This window comes from Agrobacterium sp. 22-209-1 (assembly GCF_053522485.1).
In genome coordinates, this window is the sequence record NZ_JBNWCH010000018.1 from 1 (window position 1) to 14,994 (window position 14,994).

The following is a 14,994-nucleotide window of genomic DNA, read 5'->3' on the forward strand; positions in this document are numbered from 1 at the left end:
CATCCCCAGTTGAACGCTGCGCCGCCGCGTCAGCCGGAAAACATCGGAAAGACTGTTGCTCGTACTTGCCGGCAGCGATGGCAGGCTGAATATCTGCAGCAGCATGGCAATGATGGCAAGTCCCGCCGTCATCGACATGGCTACGCGCCATCCCACCCAGTCGCTGATCAAGGCACCCATGGAGGGAGCCGCAATGGTGGCGAGTGAAACGCCCAGGGTGACGATAGCCATGCCGCGCCCGGTCGAATTTGCGCCGACGAGCCGTGCCACGACCGCAACCGAAAGCGCCCAGAAACCGCTGAGCGCAATCCCCAGCCCGGCCCGGCCCAGCAACAATAGCCAGAAATCGGCAGCAACCGATGCGAGAATGTTGGAGCCGATCGCCAGCGCACTAAGACCGACAAGCACGGTCTTGCGGTTCAGTTTGCCGATGAGAACATTGCTCAGCAAAGCCGTCACGGCGCCCACGGAAGCTGTCGCCGTCACAACCTGTCCGGCTGTACCTTCGGTAATGCCGAGATCGCGCGCCATGGGCGTCAACAATCCCGCTGGCAGGAACTCGGCCGAAACCAGCGCAAAACTGGTGGCGGCCATCGAAAGAACCGCGAACCAGGTCGCAGCTGTCCATGCGGGTTCTTCTGCGGCCTCCAGGGCAATTGTTGACCCATCAAAATCTGATGTCGTGTCCGTCATGGTCTCTCTCCTTGAGTTGAGAGAGTTTTAGACGAATTTTTCCGGATGATATGTATCTAAAAATCCGAATTTCATGCCTATTCCTCCGAACTTTGTGCGTTGCACAACGTTGGCAGGCAGTGCGTACGAGATATTGGCGCCCGCGCACCTTCTAGAAACAAGGCGTCCGGTCTCGACATGCTTCGCCCTTGCAACGGAGACAGGGCCAGCGGAGCTTTCTTGCCCGACTGCAAACCGTTCCGGGCCGGCAACTTTTCAAACAGTCATCCGTTTATCCATCCATGACCGATGCTGACGCAAATCCTGAACCAGTCGATGGCGCCGGCCAAAAGGGTGCAGAGAACGTTCATGCCAATGACGCACCGGATGATCCACTCCCGCCGGAGGAAATAGGGCCCGTCTTGGGCTTGACACCGCAGCAGGCCGAAGAGCTTCGCAAGCGATATCTTCTGAAGCGGTTCCTGATCAGCGCGCGGGGTTTCTGGAGCCGCCGTGGGGATGGGCTTGCGTGGCCGTTCTCCATCGGGCTTCTGGTGATGATCGGCGTCAATGTCGGTTTCCAATATGGCATCAACATCTGGAATCGCGGGATTTTCGACGCGATTGAAAAACGGGACGCATCGACGATCTACTTCCTCGCTTCCATATTTCCGCCGCTGGTTCTTGGAAGCGTTTTTATTGTGACCTCGCAGGTTTACGTCAGGATGCGCATTCAACGGCGCTGGTGGTCGTGGCTGACCAAGGTGCTTCTCTCCCGATGGATCGCAAATGGTCGCTATTACCAGCTCAATCTGATCGACGGCGACCATCAAAATCCGGAGGCGCGGCTGTCGGAAGATATGCGGATCGCCACCGAAGCGCCCGTGGATTTCGTGGCGGGCGTCATTGCCGCCTAGGATGATGCAGACGGTGATCGATGAATTGCCCGACGCCACCATCATCAGCGTGGCGCATCGTGCCGAACTGGAGGCCTTCCATAGCCGGAAAATAACCTTGGAGCGACGCGAAGGCGGCGCAAAGCTGGTCAGCGATATCCACCTCATTCCTCATAAAGTCCGATCCCGCTCCCTGCTTCGGCGCATGGTCAAGCGCAGGTAAGTCGCTGCGGCTGTCGGGAAGCCTTGCGGGCATACAGCCTGCGAAATTCTAAGGCGAAGGAATATCGCCCTTTCCGGTGTTCCCGCCTTGTCCGGCGTCACCCGTAAGAACGATAGACGGCAATTCGGCGACGTCATAAAATGGCTGACAGAGGAGGCAACGATATACTCTTGGGAGGAAACCAATGCCTATCTTCATGGACCGGCACGAGCTTGCCGGCGTTTCGGCTGCGGATATCGCCGCAGCACATCTTAAAGATCTTAACATCCAGGATCGGTACGGCGTCAGGTTTTTGACCTACTGGTTCGATGAAAGGCGCGGCACGGCCTTTTGCCTTATGGATGCGCCGGACGCTGAAACCGCGCAGTGCGTGCATCGCGAAGCGCACGGCTTCGTCGCCAGCGAGGTGGTGGAAGTCGCGCTGTCGGCCGTGGAAGCGTTTCTCGGGCGAATACAGGATCCGGTAGCACCCGGGGCCGTCTCGAAAAATATGGACCCCGGCCACCGCGCGATCCTTTTCACGGACATTGTCGGCTCAACCGAAATGACGGCCCGCCTCGGCGATCGCATGGCGGCGGAACTCATCCGGGCCCACGATGCCCTCGTGCGCGGTTGTCTGGGGCGGCGCGCGGGACGGGAGGTCAAGCACACCGGCGATGGCATAATGGCCGTGTTCTCCTCCACGCCATTCGCGGTGGATTGCGCCATCGATATCCAGCGCGAGTTCCATCGTTACAACAGCGACAGGGGCGAGCCCATCCACATCCGTATCGGTCTGGATTGCGGGGAGCCTATCGAAGACAGCAATGATTTCTTCGGCACGACCGTGCAATTGGCGGCAAGGCTTTGCGCCGCCGCCGAGAGCGACCAGATACTGATCTCGGACAAGACCTTCCAGGAATATGGCGGCGCTGATGTCCTCGTGCATAGCGATCGTTACAGGCTGAAAGGCTTTGCCGAGCCGGTGCTGGCCTATAGTTGCGAGTGGCTGCACTAGCTAAGGCCTGTGCAGCCACTGAAGGGGCGGAAATCGCCGGATTTATTCGGCCGTTGCCTGAATATCGACCTTGTCGAGAAGCCCCATCGGGTTGTCGGAGGCGGCAACCAGATCGAAAATGCCGAGACCGTTAGCGCCGGTGGATTTGACCGTTACCGTCAGGGTACCGGGTTTGCTGATGAACTGCACGAGCGCTTCCACGGCGTTTTGCAGCTTCGGCTGTTCAGCGGCCACCTGCGGCAGCATCATGCTCGCCACCAGAGTCAGAGTGGCGCGTACCTGATCTTCCGTCATGTCGTTCCGCAGGGCATAAAGCTTGATCGCCTTCTCCATCAAACCTTCGTCCTTGATCGTGAGCTTCACTTCGCGGCCGGCGAGCCCGAAGAGCGCCGCCTGCGCGCGATTGACGTCGAAGGAGAAGAACTCTTCGGTAAAGCCGCTTACCAGACCGGCAAAATTGACGCTGCCGAAGTCCTTGCTGCTTAGCGAGATGTCGCGGATCACCAGATTGCTGTTCGGTTCGTCCCAGCCGGCCGCAAGGCCATAAGAGAAGGCGAGCGTTTCAAGACCCAGTTTGCGGGCTTCGACGAAAACTTCCTCCTGCGAGTCCGCGGGGATCGGAAGCGTGAGTTCGTCCTGCCTGATCTCGATATCGGTGGGGATGCCGTTGAAGGGCTTGGTCAGCCCCATCTCGAAATTCTTGAGTGAGAACTTGATACGCTCAGGCGTTCCCGTCGTTTCTTCCTCCGGCTTTTCCGGCGCGGCCATGTCGACGTTGATGCCGCCGACGCGCACCCGGCCAAGTTCCGGTATCAGGCGGTTAAACTGAAAGGTCTCGATCTGCGTCTCGTCGAGCGCGATGATCTCGGAAATTCCCTTGATCGTCGAACTCCAGTCAACGCCCTTGAGGCTTGCTTCCGCGACTTCGATCTTGCCATCGTCGTCGCCGATCGACATGCCATTCAAGCCGAAGTCGAGCTTGCGGCTGTCCATCTGCATGTCGATACGGTCGATGGTGGCCTTGACCCTTTTGCCAGCCGCCCCTTGCTGTTCATCCGGTGCGTCGACCTTGAAACCGATGAGCTGCATGTCGCTTTTGCCGACCATGTCGAGAATGGAGACAACCTTTGCGAAAAGCGCCTGGCGCGCTTCCGGTGAAAGCTCGTCAGGATTTTGGGTCGTTGTCAGTACTTTCAGGGTCTCCAGTAGCGGCTCGGCCGGCATCCGGGCGGTAAAGCCGTCGCTGCGGATTTCATCGTAGCTGAAATGACCGTCTCCGTCAGAAAAGGAGACAGCCTTGACGGAGAGCGGCCCGTAGAGCGGCTTCGCTTCCTTGTCGTCCGGGCCGGCCTTTTCCGTATAGAGCCGGGCGAGATAAGCGACATCGATGTTCTCGCCGGCGATTGCGCCGGTCGACACAACCATATGCTTGTCCTTTATCGCGCCTTCGCTGTCGGGAAGCTGCATCTTGATGTCGTAGCTGCCATTGTCGATAGAGTATCGGGCAATGCGACCGCCGGTGATCCCAGAGAAAGCAAGGTTCCTGTAAACGGTCTTTTGCTCGGTGGTCGCGACGGACTGGGTAAACGTCACCTCCGGCGTGGAGATGTTTGTCGCCGCGAAGCGCTCGATGCGCCGGGGCAGGGAGTTGCCGTTTTCTTCAGCTTGTGCCGGCTTTTCGAATGCGGCATTCTCGACGCGGGCCTGCGCCATCGAAATCTTTCCGGTCGGCACATCGATATCGATGGTCTTCATATCAAGCGCGCCGTCCAGAAACGGAAGTTTCGGACGTCCGTCGATAGCCGCGATCTTGATATTCTTGCCATCTTCAAGCGGCAACGTCAGATCGCGAACATGAATTTTTCCGAGAAAATCGACCTCGATGGAAGTGGTCGTCGCACCGCTGCGGGCAACAAGTTCTTTCACCTTTGCTTCGTAGAAGGTCTTGCCGCCGATGACGCCTGCGGCAGCAACGGCAATAATTGCAACCGCCGCCCAAAGCGCCTTGCCTCGTCCCTTGCCGGTCTGGATGGTTTCCTGTTCCACGAAGTGAGTCCTCTCTAACGAACTGATATTCTGGGCCTTTTAAGCACGCAAAAGTTGTTTAGCAAGGGGCCGTGCAGTCAGAATCCTGGCGTGAAATGTCTCGACGCGGATGATGTGTTTCCGCACCCGTACCCCATCGGCTTGAAGCTATCTCCAGAACATGAGCGCCATACCGGCAACGACAAGGGCGGCGCCGGCCCATGCGCCGGGCGCCGGCATTTCCCGTGTTCTCAGCCAAAGAAGCGGCAGGATAATCACCGGCGTCGTCGCCGACAGTGTCGAGACGATGCCGACCTTGCCGCCGGAAAGGGCAAAGAGAAGCAGCGTCATGCCGAAAGCCAGGGCAATGATGCCCGTGAACGCTGTCTGCAGGAACAGGCTTCTGGTCATCGGGCCTCTGGGCCTGACAGCTTCGATGGGCAGCATGGTCAACGCGGTGAGGCAAAGGGCGGCCACCCCGACACGCAGCATGGAAGCGGCAAGAGGATCGATCCCGGTCGCCATCACGGGCCGTGCGATGAGTGAGCCGACCGCCTGGCTGAGCGCCGCCAGAAGGCCGAAGAGCACGCCAAGCCACAGAGGCCCCTTAACGCTCTCCCATTCATGCAGCTGGGCCTTACGTTTGCCGAAGAGGATTGCCAGCAGCACGCCGCTGAGTGTCAGGCCTATGCCGGCAATGGCTCTTGTGGGAAGCTGCTCGCCAAGCACCACCCATGCCAGCAGCGCGGCGATCGGGGCATTCAGCGCAAACAGGATTCCCGAACGGCGCGGCCCCAGCCGGTTGAGGCAGGTGAAGAGCAGCGTGTCGCCAACAAAAATGCCGATGAAGCCGGATAGGAGAAGCGACGACAATGCTTCGGGCTGAAGCTCCCGCCAGGAGCCTGACGCGAGCACATAGACCCCGAGCAGAGCGGCGACAAAAAGCTGCCGCGTCCTGTTGAAGGCGAGCGCGCCAAGCCGCCCCGCCGGACCCGCGGCAAGAAGCCCGGTTATCGCCCAGCACGTCGCGGCGCCCACGGCAGCCAGTTCATAGATCGGCATATTTTCCCCGTCGATTCACAGCCTGCTTCCGGCTGCGGACACTATCCCTGTCTGCACCCATCGCAGATTCCGGGGTTGCCCGCCATACCATAAGCATCGCCATCAACGATATGAATCCGCCTATGCCCGCGCCGCGCCAGCCGGCACGGTCGCTACGCCACAGATGCGCCGCACTCGCTCAGCCGCCACTACTCGATGTCGGTGAGCACCGGCATCAAGACCGCGAAGCGGCAGTTCATCACCGTGCGTCACGCGCCATTGATGATATTGCAGATGCCCTCGCGGATGACGTTCTTGTCCGCGATTTGTCCTGCCTGAATGTTGAAGACAGCATCAATCCGCACCGCGGCGCCCTTTTGCCGGGCCACGACCCGCAGCGTCTGAATTCTGCCGCTGCCACTGGTCTCCTGGTGCGCATCGATGGAAGACAGCGCCTTGTTGATCTGGATGCCTGAAAAACCTTCCGCCGCCACGGCCTGAGCCAGCTTTTGAAGCACGGCAGGCGCTTTCGCCTTCGGCAGTTCCTGCCAGGACTTGTAAGAGACGGCCGTCACCATCGGTACGCCTGAGACAGTGAAGTTCTTCTCGCAGGATGCGGCGAGGGCAGGGCTTGAGAAGGCGATCAGGCCAAGAGCTGCTATGACATATTTCATTTCGGATAATCCAATCGTGGGTAAGGGCTGAAAACTACCGGCCGTATCAGAATGTCGACCGTTTTCCTCTGTAGGTGGACGGAGGCGGAAGAGCCTCATGGGCCTGCGCCAGCGTTTCAAGCCATGTCGCCAGGCCAGCGGGAACCTCCTCGTTGCCCGCTTCCAGCGCCTCAATCCATGAAAGTTCGCATTGCAGCGCGGACGCAATATTGATCGGCGTCCAGCGGATCACCCGCAGGCATTGATTAAAGCGTTCTGGTGACATGATGATTTGATGTTTTCCCCGTCTTTTCCCGGCGAAGCTCACTCAGGCGGCAGCGAGAGTCAATCTTTTTCTGCAACTTTTGATGGCCTGTTTCCGGCGCTCCAGTTGCATCCGCTGCCCGTTGCCGAACGCAAGGCGCTTGAAGGGGAAAGGCCCGGTTACGCAAATGAAACGGCCGGGAGGCGCATCGGCATTTCATCCCAAGGACCATTCCTCGCGATAAAGCTTAGTTAACTTGCTAAGTTTTCCCTTGCCCCGTCACGATGAAGCATGATAGTTAGCAACATGACTAAGCATTGTCAGGAACTTTCACTGATCTTCCAGGCTCTGGCCGATCCGACGCGACGGGCGATCCTTGCGCGCCTCGGCGGCGGGCCGGCACCGGTCATGGAGTTGTCCGCACCCACGGGGCTGCGTCTGCCCACGGTGATGCGGCATCTTTCCGTGCTGGAGGAGGCAGGGCTGATCATCACCTCCAAGGATGGGCGGGTGCGCACTTGCGCCATCGTGCCGGAAGCGCTGGAGCCGGTAAGCACATGGCTCGATGAGCAGCGGGCCGTGTGGGAGAGCCGGCTTGACCGGCTGGAGGCATTTGCAATGCAGGCCATGAAGGAGGATTCCGAATGACAACGAAACCGGGTCAACAAAACGCACGCGCCGAACCCCCTCTCACACAAGACCGTTTTGCGACGCTGAGTTTCGAACGGGAAATTGCCGTTCCGTTATCGGCTCTCTGGCAGGTCTGGCTGTCACCCGCCGCTCGGGCGGTGTGGGCCTCTCCCTCGCCGTCGGTCACAGTGGAATTCCTGGAGGCGGACAGCCGGCTGGGCGGGCGCGAAGTGTCGCTCTGCAAGGTCGCCGGCCAGCCGGATATTCGCTGTGAGTGCGGCTGGCTGGAGCTGCAGCCAACCCGCCGCAGCGTGAATTACGAGGTGGTCTCATCCGGCGGCGCAACGCAATCGGCAGCGCTGGTGACCGCCGATTTTCAGGCTGCGGAAGAGCGTAGCCGCTTGACCGTAACGGTGCAGCTTTCCTCGCTGGCCGAGGATATGCGCGATGGCTATCAACAAGGTTTCAGCGCCGGTCTCAACAATCTGGCCAGCGTGGCCGGGCGAACCATGGTCCTGGAACGAGTGATAAAGGCGCCGCGCAACATCGTCTGGAAAACCTGGATGAACGAGAAGACGCTACCGCAATGGTGGGGCCCTGAAGGGTTTTCCTGCCGCACGAAGAGAATTGACCTGCGAACCGGCGGGGAATGGGTCTTTGACATGATCGGCCCTGACGGCACAGTCTTCCCGAACCATCATCGCTATGTCGAGATCCGGCCCGAAGAGCGGCTTGCCTATACGCTGCTGTGGGGCGAAAACGGGCCGAAACATGCAGACGCCTGGGCCTCCTTCGAAGATCAGGATGGCGGGACAAAAGTTGTGCTGGGCATGGTGTTCAGCACGGAAGCTGAGTTCCAGCAAGCGAAGGGTTTCGGCGCCGTGGAGCTGGGTCAGCAAACGCTGGGCAAACTGGAACGCCTTGCCTCTTCAGCAGCGATCCTCTCGCCTTGAGAATGTTGTTCCGCGTCGTACGCAGCAACCGGACCCGCACGAGCCGCGCGAGGGGAGCGCGATATTAATCGCCAGCACATGGGGTGACGGCGGTCGTAGGCAGACCGCGCCGGACCCCAGAACCACATACGGCTGCAATCAGAGGCAAGTTCCTTGATGAGGCAACGGCTATAGCCCATCCGATCAGCGGGGTAGGGGCAACTGTGTATAGGTGAGCAAGTTTGCTACGCCCCAAGCGAGGAGTGGGGCGGAAGCATCAAACGTGCCCATTGACCGGTTGGTATCGTAGCGCATGGCGGGATGTTGCTTCCTCAGCCTTTATCTGAAGTCCCATCGGAGAGAATACTATCGGTTATTACAAGAGGTCCGTGAGCATGGAAACTGGGAAGCTTGGCTGGACTTTCCTAGCCGGCGTCGCCGACACTGCCAATCAAGCGTTTAAGGCAGCTATTCAGATCGTCGATCTTTTCAAGGAAGATCGCGAGCGGACCACCATGGAGAGTGGTAGAGCAGGGTCGACCCTTCGTATTAACGTTTTTCCAGCAGGATCCTTTTCACACAGCGAACCAGATTGTTCAGGTGACGGGTTTGTCCGCGCCAACGGTCAACGCCGCACTCGCCGACCTAAAGCGATTGGGCATCGTTGATGAGGTTACCGGCCGCAAGCGTGGCCGGGTGTTCAGCTATCAACGATACCTTTCGCTTCTAGGAGAAGGCACCGATCCCTTGCCTCTCAATTCATGACAAATAGAGGGGCCGAAGGTGCGACTTTCATCAAGGCGGAGAAGACTGAATTTTTAGAAACTTTCTCTTCTAATTGCGGCTCGAAGAGCACCCTGGCGAAGCGCTTGAGCGCGATGTGGTTCGTCAGATCATGGAGCGATGCTATCCGGTTGGTACAATCCGCACAGATGCGGAGTTAGCCCCCATCTACCTTTCGATTTCTACTTTTGTGTCCGATGACGATGCAATTTCCGCAGAAATGTGCTGGTCGCACGGACAGTGTCTTCCTAGGTCTTCACCCCTTTCGGCACCAAAACCCCCGCCCACCGCGCGTGGTGCTCTCCGAGCGGCACATGCCTAAGGCGGCTGAGGTTTGCCGAAAATAAACCAGCGTGCGGCCGCACGCTCTGCCAGCTCTTGTCTGGCCAATTTAGACATCGGCGCCCTCGGTACGCGACAGGAAAAGCCCGTTGGGAAAAACTCGCTCCGCCTCAAAAAATCGTTGACACCCAAAATCGCCGCAGCTACTGTACCAATCAGTCAAGAGTTTACCAAACAGTACAAACCAACGATTTACAAAGGAAAACCAACATGTCACGTCCTCCGCTCCCTCCTTTCACACGCGAAACTGCTATCGAAAAAGTCCGTCTGGCCGAAGACGGCTGGAACAGCCGCGACGCCGCCAAGGTCGCTTTGGCTTACACATTGGACACCCGCTGGCGGAACCGCGTCGAATTCGCCACCAACCGCGAAGAAGCCCAGGCTTTTCTAGAGCGCAAGTGGAACAAGGAGCATGAATATCGCCTCATCAAGGAGCTCTGGGCGTTCACCGGCAACCGCATCGCTGTGCGTTACGCCTACGAATATCGCGATGACAGTGGTCAATGGTTCCGTGCATATGGTAACGAGAACTGGGAATTCGCAGAGGACGGCCTGATGGCGCACCGCCACGCATGCATCAACGAAATGCCGATTGCTGAAAGCGACCGCTTGTTCCATTGGCCGCTCGGCCGTCGTCCGGACGGCCACGCCAGCCTCAGCGATCTGGGTCTCTAATCATGGCCCGCATGGTCGCTGAAAGATCCGACGCCATCACCGCCCTGGCCGAAGTATTTCGCGAGCATGGATACGAAGGTGCGAGCCTTGCCCTGATCGGCAAGGCCACTGGTCTTGGCAAGGGCAGCCTCTACCACTTCTTCCCGAATGGGAAGGAGGAAATGCTCCAGGCTGTGCTCGTCGAAATCGAGCAATGGTTTGAAGATTCCGTCTATTCTCCACTGCGAGACGGAGACGATGCCGATGCCGCGATCACGGCGATGCTCGATGAAACCGCGAAATACTTCAGGTCGGGCAGGCGCGTCTGTCTCGTCGGCGCTTTGGCTGTTACCAATACCCGAGACCTATTCGCCCAAGCCATCCGAGGTTACTTCGTCGCTTGGGTGGACGCTCTACAAGCAGCGCTCGTCCGGCAAGGCCGTGACGCTGAGCAGGCACGCCTCCTCTCGGAGGACGCCGTTCTCGCCATCCAGGGAGCGATCGTCCTCTCCCGGGCACTCGACGATCCCGCCGTCTTCCAACGCGCAATCGATCAACTTCATTCTCGATTGGCAGCCGATAGAAAGAAGCTCGACGATAATGCTTCGGGTAGCGGGTCGCTTTGATCTCTCGCTGCTCCCTGGCCTGAGGTATTGTATCCGCAGGCTCACCGCTATGGCGGGCATGCGGGCTGCTGACGTATTGCATTTCGGGAATTCATCGTCGTCGCGATAACCCAGGTGGTTCTTACGACGACGTAATTTGCCGCAACGGTGCCGCTCAGCGGTCGATTTCCAAAGAGATCCCACATGAAGACCTTATTACTGGCCACCGCCATAGGTGCGCTTGGCGCCATTCTGTACTTGGCCACGACACTGAGCATGAGACCGGCCTCAGAGCGAGGCTTGCGGTCAAAATCGCTGAGATGGCGGTCGCGGCTTGTGCGGTAGACGGTTACAACGTGTCGGCGGCGGTGACAGATCGATTTGGAGCCCTCCTCGCCCTGATACGCTATGAGAAAGCCGATCCACGCACGATCAACACGTCTGCGCAGAAGGCAGTCACCTCGGTATCGTTGCACAGCCCCACAAGCGCGATGGTGGAAAACGTCATCGACAGCCCGCATGAGGCAGCATTCACAGATACTTCAGGTTACTTTGTTTCCGGGGGTGTTCCTATCAAAGCCGGCGATGAGACGATCGGCGCACTTGGCGTTGCGGGCGCGACGGACGGCGGCTTGGACGGAGATTGCGCCTACGTCGCAATCGAGGAAGTCAAAAGCCTCCTCAAGTGAGATCTCCACAAAATTGTGTGTCTTGAAACCGCGTCTAAGGCTCGGTGACTTTGGAGATTGGACATGACTGGCGCGGAACTGTTCGTTCGGGCCCTTGAGAATGAGGGCGTAGAAAAAAATTCTTGGCATCCCCGGGGAGGAAAATCTCTTCGTGGTCGAAGCCCTGCAGAATCTCGCTGTTATGCTTGGCGTCAGGCGCTCCTCCGTTACCGATGTTCTTCACATATTTGAAGGCGACAAGCTTATCAGGGCAAACAGGAGTTGCATCAAGGTCAGGAATTGAAATCGATTGATCGAAGTCGATGGTAAATCCTACGCGGCGCCCGAGGCGGAACACAATCGACTGATGGCGCTTGGAGTTGCCGGTATCGAAGTTTTGGAAGCCGTTCAGCAGGCGGGCCAGGAACGAAATCACCGATAGGTCAACTGCATTGTTATAATTCTGTCAGTGGCCGTATCAACCGGTTTTCTCCTGCCTCGCCGTTCTGTGCTGCCATACGGGCGTATCTAGCAGGTGGGATGCCGGTGCGTCGGGCAAAAGCCACGCTGAACGTACTTGCTGATCCATATCCGACCCGTTCGGCTACGTCCTCGATTGCGAGATCACCGCTCCGCAAGAGCTGCCTTGCCAACGCCATACGCCATGTCAGCAGGTATTCCATCGGCGCAACTCCGACTATTCGGCTGAAGCGCGCAAAAAATGCCGAACGGGAGAGTGCCGCCTCTTTCGCCAGATCAACGACGGTCCAGGGATGGCCGGGACGGTCATGCATAGCCCGAAGTGCCGCCGAAAGGCGCTCATCACCAAGCCCTCTGCCAAGACCCTGTGCCGAATTGATGTGGGTTGAGGACCGTAGTGCCTCGATCAACAGCACCTCAATAAGTCGTTCAAGAACGGGTTCGCGCGCTGCGCGCCGTTCCTGCGTCTCTTCGTCAATCAACTGCATCAACGTCGCAAGTCGGGGTTTATCCCGAACCAGAATCACGTCCGGCAACAGGGAAACGAGCAGGGCTGCATCCGGTGTGCCGAAGCTGCAATGTCCGATACGCATTCGTAGTGCGGGTTGGCCGTCATGTGGTCCCACACGAAAATGTCCCTCATTGATCTTCGTAGGAACCGTCGCCGGCAAGTCGGCTGTGGCGTTGGAGCTTTCATTGATGAGATCGCGCATAGCAGGCGCGAGAATGAAGTCTCCGGCCTGCAGGATAAACGTTTGTCGGCCACCGAAAGTGACCCGGCATTGCCCTTCCATGATGGCACAATAAAACGGCTCGCCGGTGCCCTCACGACGTATACGCCATGCACCGGCGCACTCCACCAGTTTCGACGCCCGGGCGGCGGGTTGCAGGAGTGTGACGATCTCGGTGAGCGGGTCTCTTGTCATATCGGGACTAATACTAAAGAAATGAGGACGTGAGAATATATAAAGTCTTATTTCGGGTCGCTACCATAATGACACAGCCACTTATGGAGAAAATAATGCCCGCAATTCTGATAACCGGTTGTTCCTCGGGTTTTGGCCTGGAAACTGCAAAACTGTTCCTCGAAAAAGGCTGGGACGTGATCGCGACGATGAGAACGCCCGACGAGAGCTTACTCCCTGCGTCCGGGCGTCTGCGTGTTCTAGCACTCGATGTCACCGTCCCGGACAGCATCTCACAGCTTGCGAAGGCAACGGGTCAAATCGATGTGCTCGTCAATAACGCCGGCTTCGGAGCACCATCTCCAGTCGAACTGACTGCATCCCAGACAGCACAGGCACTCTTTCAGACGAACACGATAGGCACTCTGGCGATGATCCAGGCCATCGCCCCGCAAATGCGTGGTCGCCGGGCCGGCGTCATTATCAACGTTACGTCATCGGTGACACTGAAGCCGCTGCCGGTCATCGGGGTTTATCGCGCCAGCAAGGCCGCAGTGAATGCGCTCAGCGAGTCCCTTGCTATTGAAATGGAGCCCTTCGGCGTTCGCGTCCACATCGTTTTGCCCGGACGTTCGCCGGAAACGAGTTTCGGCGCCAGTGCCCGCCCACACCTGCGCGGCATGGACGATGCGGACTATGCGCCTCTTCTGCAGCAGTTCGTCAGGAATGTTCAGGACGACAAGGGCCCCGTAACCCACGCGCGCGACGTCGCCGAAGCGATCTGGAAGGCTGCCACCGATCCATCTGCGCCACTGCGTATACCGGCAGGTGCAGATGCAGCGCAATGGATGGCTGAGGCGGGTCGGTAATCAGCGAAATTGCGATCCGTGGATTTTTCTGTCGAGTGTTTGCTGTACCCGACCATTCAAGATCGGGCACAGCGTTTCGAATTCTGGCTCAGACTTGCCGCAGGCCACCATCGACGCACAGTTCGGCACCGGCGATGTAACTCGCCTCATCGCTCAACAGGAACAAGGCAGCTGCAGCCACTTCGGCGGGGCGCGCCATTCGTCCCATCGGGATCGGAGCGACAATCGCCGCGCGCATGTCTGGCTGCACCGCAGCCATCATTTCCGTATCGGTTGGACCGGGTGCGACGACGTTAACGCGTATACCTTTGGATGCCAGTTCTGCCGTCCAGGTTCGTGCATAGGAACGCACCGCTGCCTTGGTCGCAGCATATGTCCCATAGGAAGTGTAACCGCCGCTATCGGCAATTGATCCGACAAGGACGACCGAGCCGCCTTGCCTCATCGCCGGCAGAGCCGCCTGGAACCCGAAGACCATTCCTCGAACGTTGACGTCGAAGTGGCGGTCAAAGTGTTCAGGCGTTATCTCCGTGATCTGGGCGGGCTCAGAAAGACCGGCATTCAAGACCAGCGCGTCGATACGGCCGTGTTCCCGTTTCACTTTTTCGACCGCCTCCCGCATATCTTCGGGAAGCGCGGCATCGGCGACAATGCCGACCGCACCATGACCGATGGCAGTTGCCGCCTTTTCGGCATCTTTGCTTCGGCGACTGGTGATGAAGACCATCGCTCCTTCGGCCGAAAGCCGCTCTGCAATTGCCAAGCCGATACCCTTGGCGCCCCCGACAATCAGGGCAACCTTGTTACTCATCCGAGCCATCGTAAGTCCTTTCAATTGATGGTCTCTGCATGATATACGTTAGATATCTGGTATCAATTACGCACCTTAAGTAGCCTAGATATGGACGAGTATACCGACATTGAAGCGCTCTCTCAGTGCGCCCTTAGAGATATGGCGCAGGTTCGCCCCGTGCTCGACAAGATCGCGGACAAATGGACAATCCTGATTCTGACGGTGATTTGTCCCAGGCCCTCGCGCTTCAACGAGATCAAGCGCCGTCTCGACGGCATCACCCACAAGGCTTTGGCCGATGCTCTAAAGAGGCTTGAGCGGAACGGTCTTGTGACGAGGACTGTCCTGCCGACCCAGCCTGTGGGTGTGGAATATGCGATCACCCCGCTGGGCCATTCGCTGCGGCAACCGTTTGAGGCCCTGTGCTCATGGGCAGCAGCCAACGGCGATAAGGTCGAGGCTGCTGCGCTGCGTTATGACAACAAGGCAAATCATCGCTGATATCGCGATGGCCGCTTGAGCACATGCTGGCCGGAAGGCTCGTCGTTTTTAACCGGAGAG

17 protein-coding genes and 2 pseudogenes are annotated in these 14,994 nt (G+C 58.4%); 11 read left to right on the forward strand and 8 right to left on the reverse strand.

Annotated elements, in window-relative coordinates; translation table 11 throughout:
* On the reverse strand, window positions 1-693 hold a 693-nt coding region (locus ACQZ48_RS22980; protein ID WP_448729518.1), incomplete at its 3' end, for an MFS transporter.
* A gap of 281 nt (window positions 694-974) precedes the next feature.
* On the opposite strand from ACQZ48_RS22980, the pseudogene ACQZ48_RS22985 reads away from it, so the two are divergent.
* From ACQZ48_RS22985 to ACQZ48_RS22995, 3 genes and pseudogenes are all read left to right on the forward strand, one after another.
* Window positions 975-1,586, forward strand: a pseudogene (locus ACQZ48_RS22985) (ABC transporter ATP-binding protein/permease); the annotation flags it as partial.
* Between the two features lie 16 nt (window positions 1,587-1,602).
* On the forward strand, window positions 1,603-1,791 hold the full coding sequence (locus ACQZ48_RS22990; RefSeq protein ID WP_269824965.1) for a hypothetical protein: 189 nt from the start codon (window positions 1,603-1,605) through the stop codon (window positions 1,789-1,791).
* A gap of 184 nt (window positions 1,792-1,975) precedes the next feature.
* On the forward strand, window positions 1,976-2,788 hold the full coding sequence (locus ACQZ48_RS22995; protein WP_448729519.1) for a nickel-binding protein: 813 nt from the start codon (window positions 1,976-1,978) through the stop codon (window positions 2,786-2,788).
* 42 nt (window positions 2,789-2,830) lie between these two features.
* On the opposite strand, the gene ACQZ48_RS23000 is transcribed toward ACQZ48_RS22995, so the two are convergent.
* From ACQZ48_RS23000 to ACQZ48_RS23015, 4 genes are all read right to left on the reverse strand, one after another.
* Window positions 2,831-4,834, reverse strand: a complete 2,004-nt coding sequence (locus ACQZ48_RS23000) for a hypothetical protein (RefSeq protein ID WP_448729520.1) — start codon at window positions 4,832-4,834, stop codon at window positions 2,831-2,833.
* 147 nt (window positions 4,835-4,981) lie between these two features.
* Window positions 4,982-5,875 (reverse strand): DMT family transporter, encoded by an 894-nt coding sequence (locus ACQZ48_RS23005; protein WP_077984396.1) that lies wholly within the window; start codon window positions 5,873-5,875, stop codon window positions 4,982-4,984.
* 248 nt (window positions 5,876-6,123) lie between these two features.
* A complete protein-coding gene (locus ACQZ48_RS23010) occupies window positions 6,124-6,528 on the reverse strand; it encodes a hypothetical protein (RefSeq protein WP_003505769.1) in 405 nt (134 codons plus the stop codon).
* Window positions 6,529-6,574: 46 nt separating this feature from the next.
* Window positions 6,575-6,793 (reverse strand): hypothetical protein, encoded by a 219-nt coding sequence (locus ACQZ48_RS23015; protein WP_003505772.1) that lies wholly within the window; start codon window positions 6,791-6,793, stop codon window positions 6,575-6,577.
* A 285-nt stretch (window positions 6,794-7,078) separates the two neighbouring features.
* On the opposite strand from ACQZ48_RS23015, the gene ACQZ48_RS23020 reads away from it, so the two are divergent.
* The 6 genes and pseudogenes from ACQZ48_RS23020 (at window position 7,079) to ACQZ48_RS23045 (ending at window position 11,407) form a co-directional block, all read left to right on the forward strand.
* Entirely contained in the window at window positions 7,079-7,420 is a 342-nt protein-coding gene (locus ACQZ48_RS23020) for an ArsR/SmtB family transcription factor (protein WP_448729521.1), read from the forward strand.
* Window positions 7,417-8,355: an SRPBCC family protein gene (locus ACQZ48_RS23025; protein ID WP_448729522.1), complete on the forward strand. Its 939-nt coding sequence runs from the start codon at window positions 7,417-7,419 to the stop codon at window positions 8,353-8,355. Before ACQZ48_RS23020 ends, ACQZ48_RS23025 begins: the two co-directional genes overlap by 4 nt.
* A gap of 307 nt (window positions 8,356-8,662) precedes the next feature.
* A pseudogene (locus ACQZ48_RS23030) lies at window positions 8,663-9,099 on the forward strand (winged helix-turn-helix transcriptional regulator); the annotation flags it as partial.
* Window positions 9,100-9,669: 570 nt separating this feature from the next.
* The gene (locus ACQZ48_RS23035; protein ID WP_077984391.1) at window positions 9,670-10,134 is read left to right on the forward strand and encodes a nuclear transport factor 2 family protein; all 465 of its coding nucleotides are present in this window, start codon (window positions 9,670-9,672) and stop codon (window positions 10,132-10,134) included.
* A 2-nt stretch (window positions 10,135-10,136) separates the two neighbouring features.
* A complete protein-coding gene (locus ACQZ48_RS23040) occupies window positions 10,137-10,739 on the forward strand; it encodes a TetR/AcrR family transcriptional regulator (protein ID WP_269824969.1) in 603 nt (200 codons plus the stop codon).
* Window positions 10,740-11,038: 299 nt separating this feature from the next.
* The gene (locus tag ACQZ48_RS23045; protein ID WP_448729523.1) at window positions 11,039-11,407 is read left to right on the forward strand and encodes a GlcG/HbpS family heme-binding protein; all 369 of its coding nucleotides are present in this window, start codon (window positions 11,039-11,041) and stop codon (window positions 11,405-11,407) included.
* Between the two features lie 34 nt (window positions 11,408-11,441).
* Here ACQZ48_RS23045 and ACQZ48_RS23050 read toward each other — a convergent pair whose 3' ends face one another.
* Both ACQZ48_RS23050 and ACQZ48_RS23055 read right to left on the reverse strand, forming a co-directional pair.
* Window positions 11,442-11,822, reverse strand: a complete 381-nt coding sequence (locus ACQZ48_RS23050; protein WP_173991712.1) for a hypothetical protein — start codon at window positions 11,820-11,822, stop codon at window positions 11,442-11,444.
* 19 nt (window positions 11,823-11,841) lie between these two features.
* The gene (locus tag ACQZ48_RS23055; protein WP_448729524.1) at window positions 11,842-12,792 is read right to left on the reverse strand and encodes a cupin domain-containing protein; all 951 of its coding nucleotides are present in this window, start codon (window positions 12,790-12,792) and stop codon (window positions 11,842-11,844) included.
* Between the two features lie 95 nt (window positions 12,793-12,887).
* Here ACQZ48_RS23055 and ACQZ48_RS23060 point away from each other — a divergent pair, with 95 nt between their 5' ends.
* Window positions 12,888-13,640 carry an SDR family oxidoreductase gene (locus ACQZ48_RS23060; RefSeq protein WP_448729525.1) on the forward strand — a complete coding sequence of 251 codons (753 nt, stop codon included), beginning with the start codon at window positions 12,888-12,890 and terminating at the stop codon, window positions 13,638-13,640.
* An 88-nt stretch (window positions 13,641-13,728) separates the two neighbouring features.
* Here ACQZ48_RS23060 and ACQZ48_RS23065 read toward each other — a convergent pair whose 3' ends face one another.
* A complete protein-coding gene (locus ACQZ48_RS23065) occupies window positions 13,729-14,460 on the reverse strand; it encodes an SDR family NAD(P)-dependent oxidoreductase (protein WP_448729526.1) in 732 nt (243 codons plus the stop codon).
* Between the two features lie 81 nt (window positions 14,461-14,541).
* On the opposite strand from ACQZ48_RS23065, the gene ACQZ48_RS23070 reads away from it, so the two are divergent.
* Entirely contained in the window at window positions 14,542-14,934 is a 393-nt protein-coding gene (locus ACQZ48_RS23070; protein WP_448729527.1) for a winged helix-turn-helix transcriptional regulator, read from the forward strand.
* The last annotated feature ends 60 nt before the right edge of the window (window positions 14,935-14,994 follow it).

Bases quoted from the DNA above. Each gene is read 5' to 3' on its own strand.
- ACQZ48_RS22995 (WP_448729519.1), top strand. From the start codon at position 1,976: ATGCCTATCTTCATGGACCGGCACGAGCTTGCCGGCGTTTCGGCTGCG.
- ACQZ48_RS23005 (WP_077984396.1), bottom strand. From the start codon at position 5,875: ATGCCGATCTATGAACTGGCTGCCGTGGGCGCCGCGACGTGCTGGGCG.
- ACQZ48_RS23010 (WP_003505769.1), bottom strand. From the start codon at position 6,528: ATGAAATATGTCATAGCAGCTCTTGGCCTGATCGCCTTCTCAAGCCCT.
- ACQZ48_RS23015 (WP_003505772.1), bottom strand. From the start codon at position 6,793: ATGTCACCAGAACGCTTTAATCAATGCCTGCGGGTGATCCGCTGGACG.
- ACQZ48_RS23020 (WP_448729521.1), top strand. From the start codon at position 7,079: ATGACTAAGCATTGTCAGGAACTTTCACTGATCTTCCAGGCTCTGGCC.
- ACQZ48_RS23025 (WP_448729522.1), top strand. From the start codon at position 7,417: ATGACAACGAAACCGGGTCAACAAAACGCACGCGCCGAACCCCCTCTC.
- ACQZ48_RS23035 (WP_077984391.1), top strand. From the start codon at position 9,670: ATGTCACGTCCTCCGCTCCCTCCTTTCACACGCGAAACTGCTATCGAA.
- ACQZ48_RS23040 (WP_269824969.1), top strand. From the start codon at position 10,137: ATGGCCCGCATGGTCGCTGAAAGATCCGACGCCATCACCGCCCTGGCC.
- ACQZ48_RS23045 (WP_448729523.1), top strand. From the start codon at position 11,039: ATGGCGGTCGCGGCTTGTGCGGTAGACGGTTACAACGTGTCGGCGGCG.
- ACQZ48_RS23055 (WP_448729524.1), bottom strand. From the start codon at position 12,792: ATGACAAGAGACCCGCTCACCGAGATCGTCACACTCCTGCAACCCGCC.
- ACQZ48_RS23060 (WP_448729525.1), top strand. From the start codon at position 12,888: ATGCCCGCAATTCTGATAACCGGTTGTTCCTCGGGTTTTGGCCTGGAA.
- ACQZ48_RS23065 (WP_448729526.1), bottom strand. From the start codon at position 14,460: ATGGCTCGGATGAGTAACAAGGTTGCCCTGATTGTCGGGGGCGCCAAG.
- ACQZ48_RS23070 (WP_448729527.1), top strand. From the start codon at position 14,542: ATGGACGAGTATACCGACATTGAAGCGCTCTCTCAGTGCGCCCTTAGA.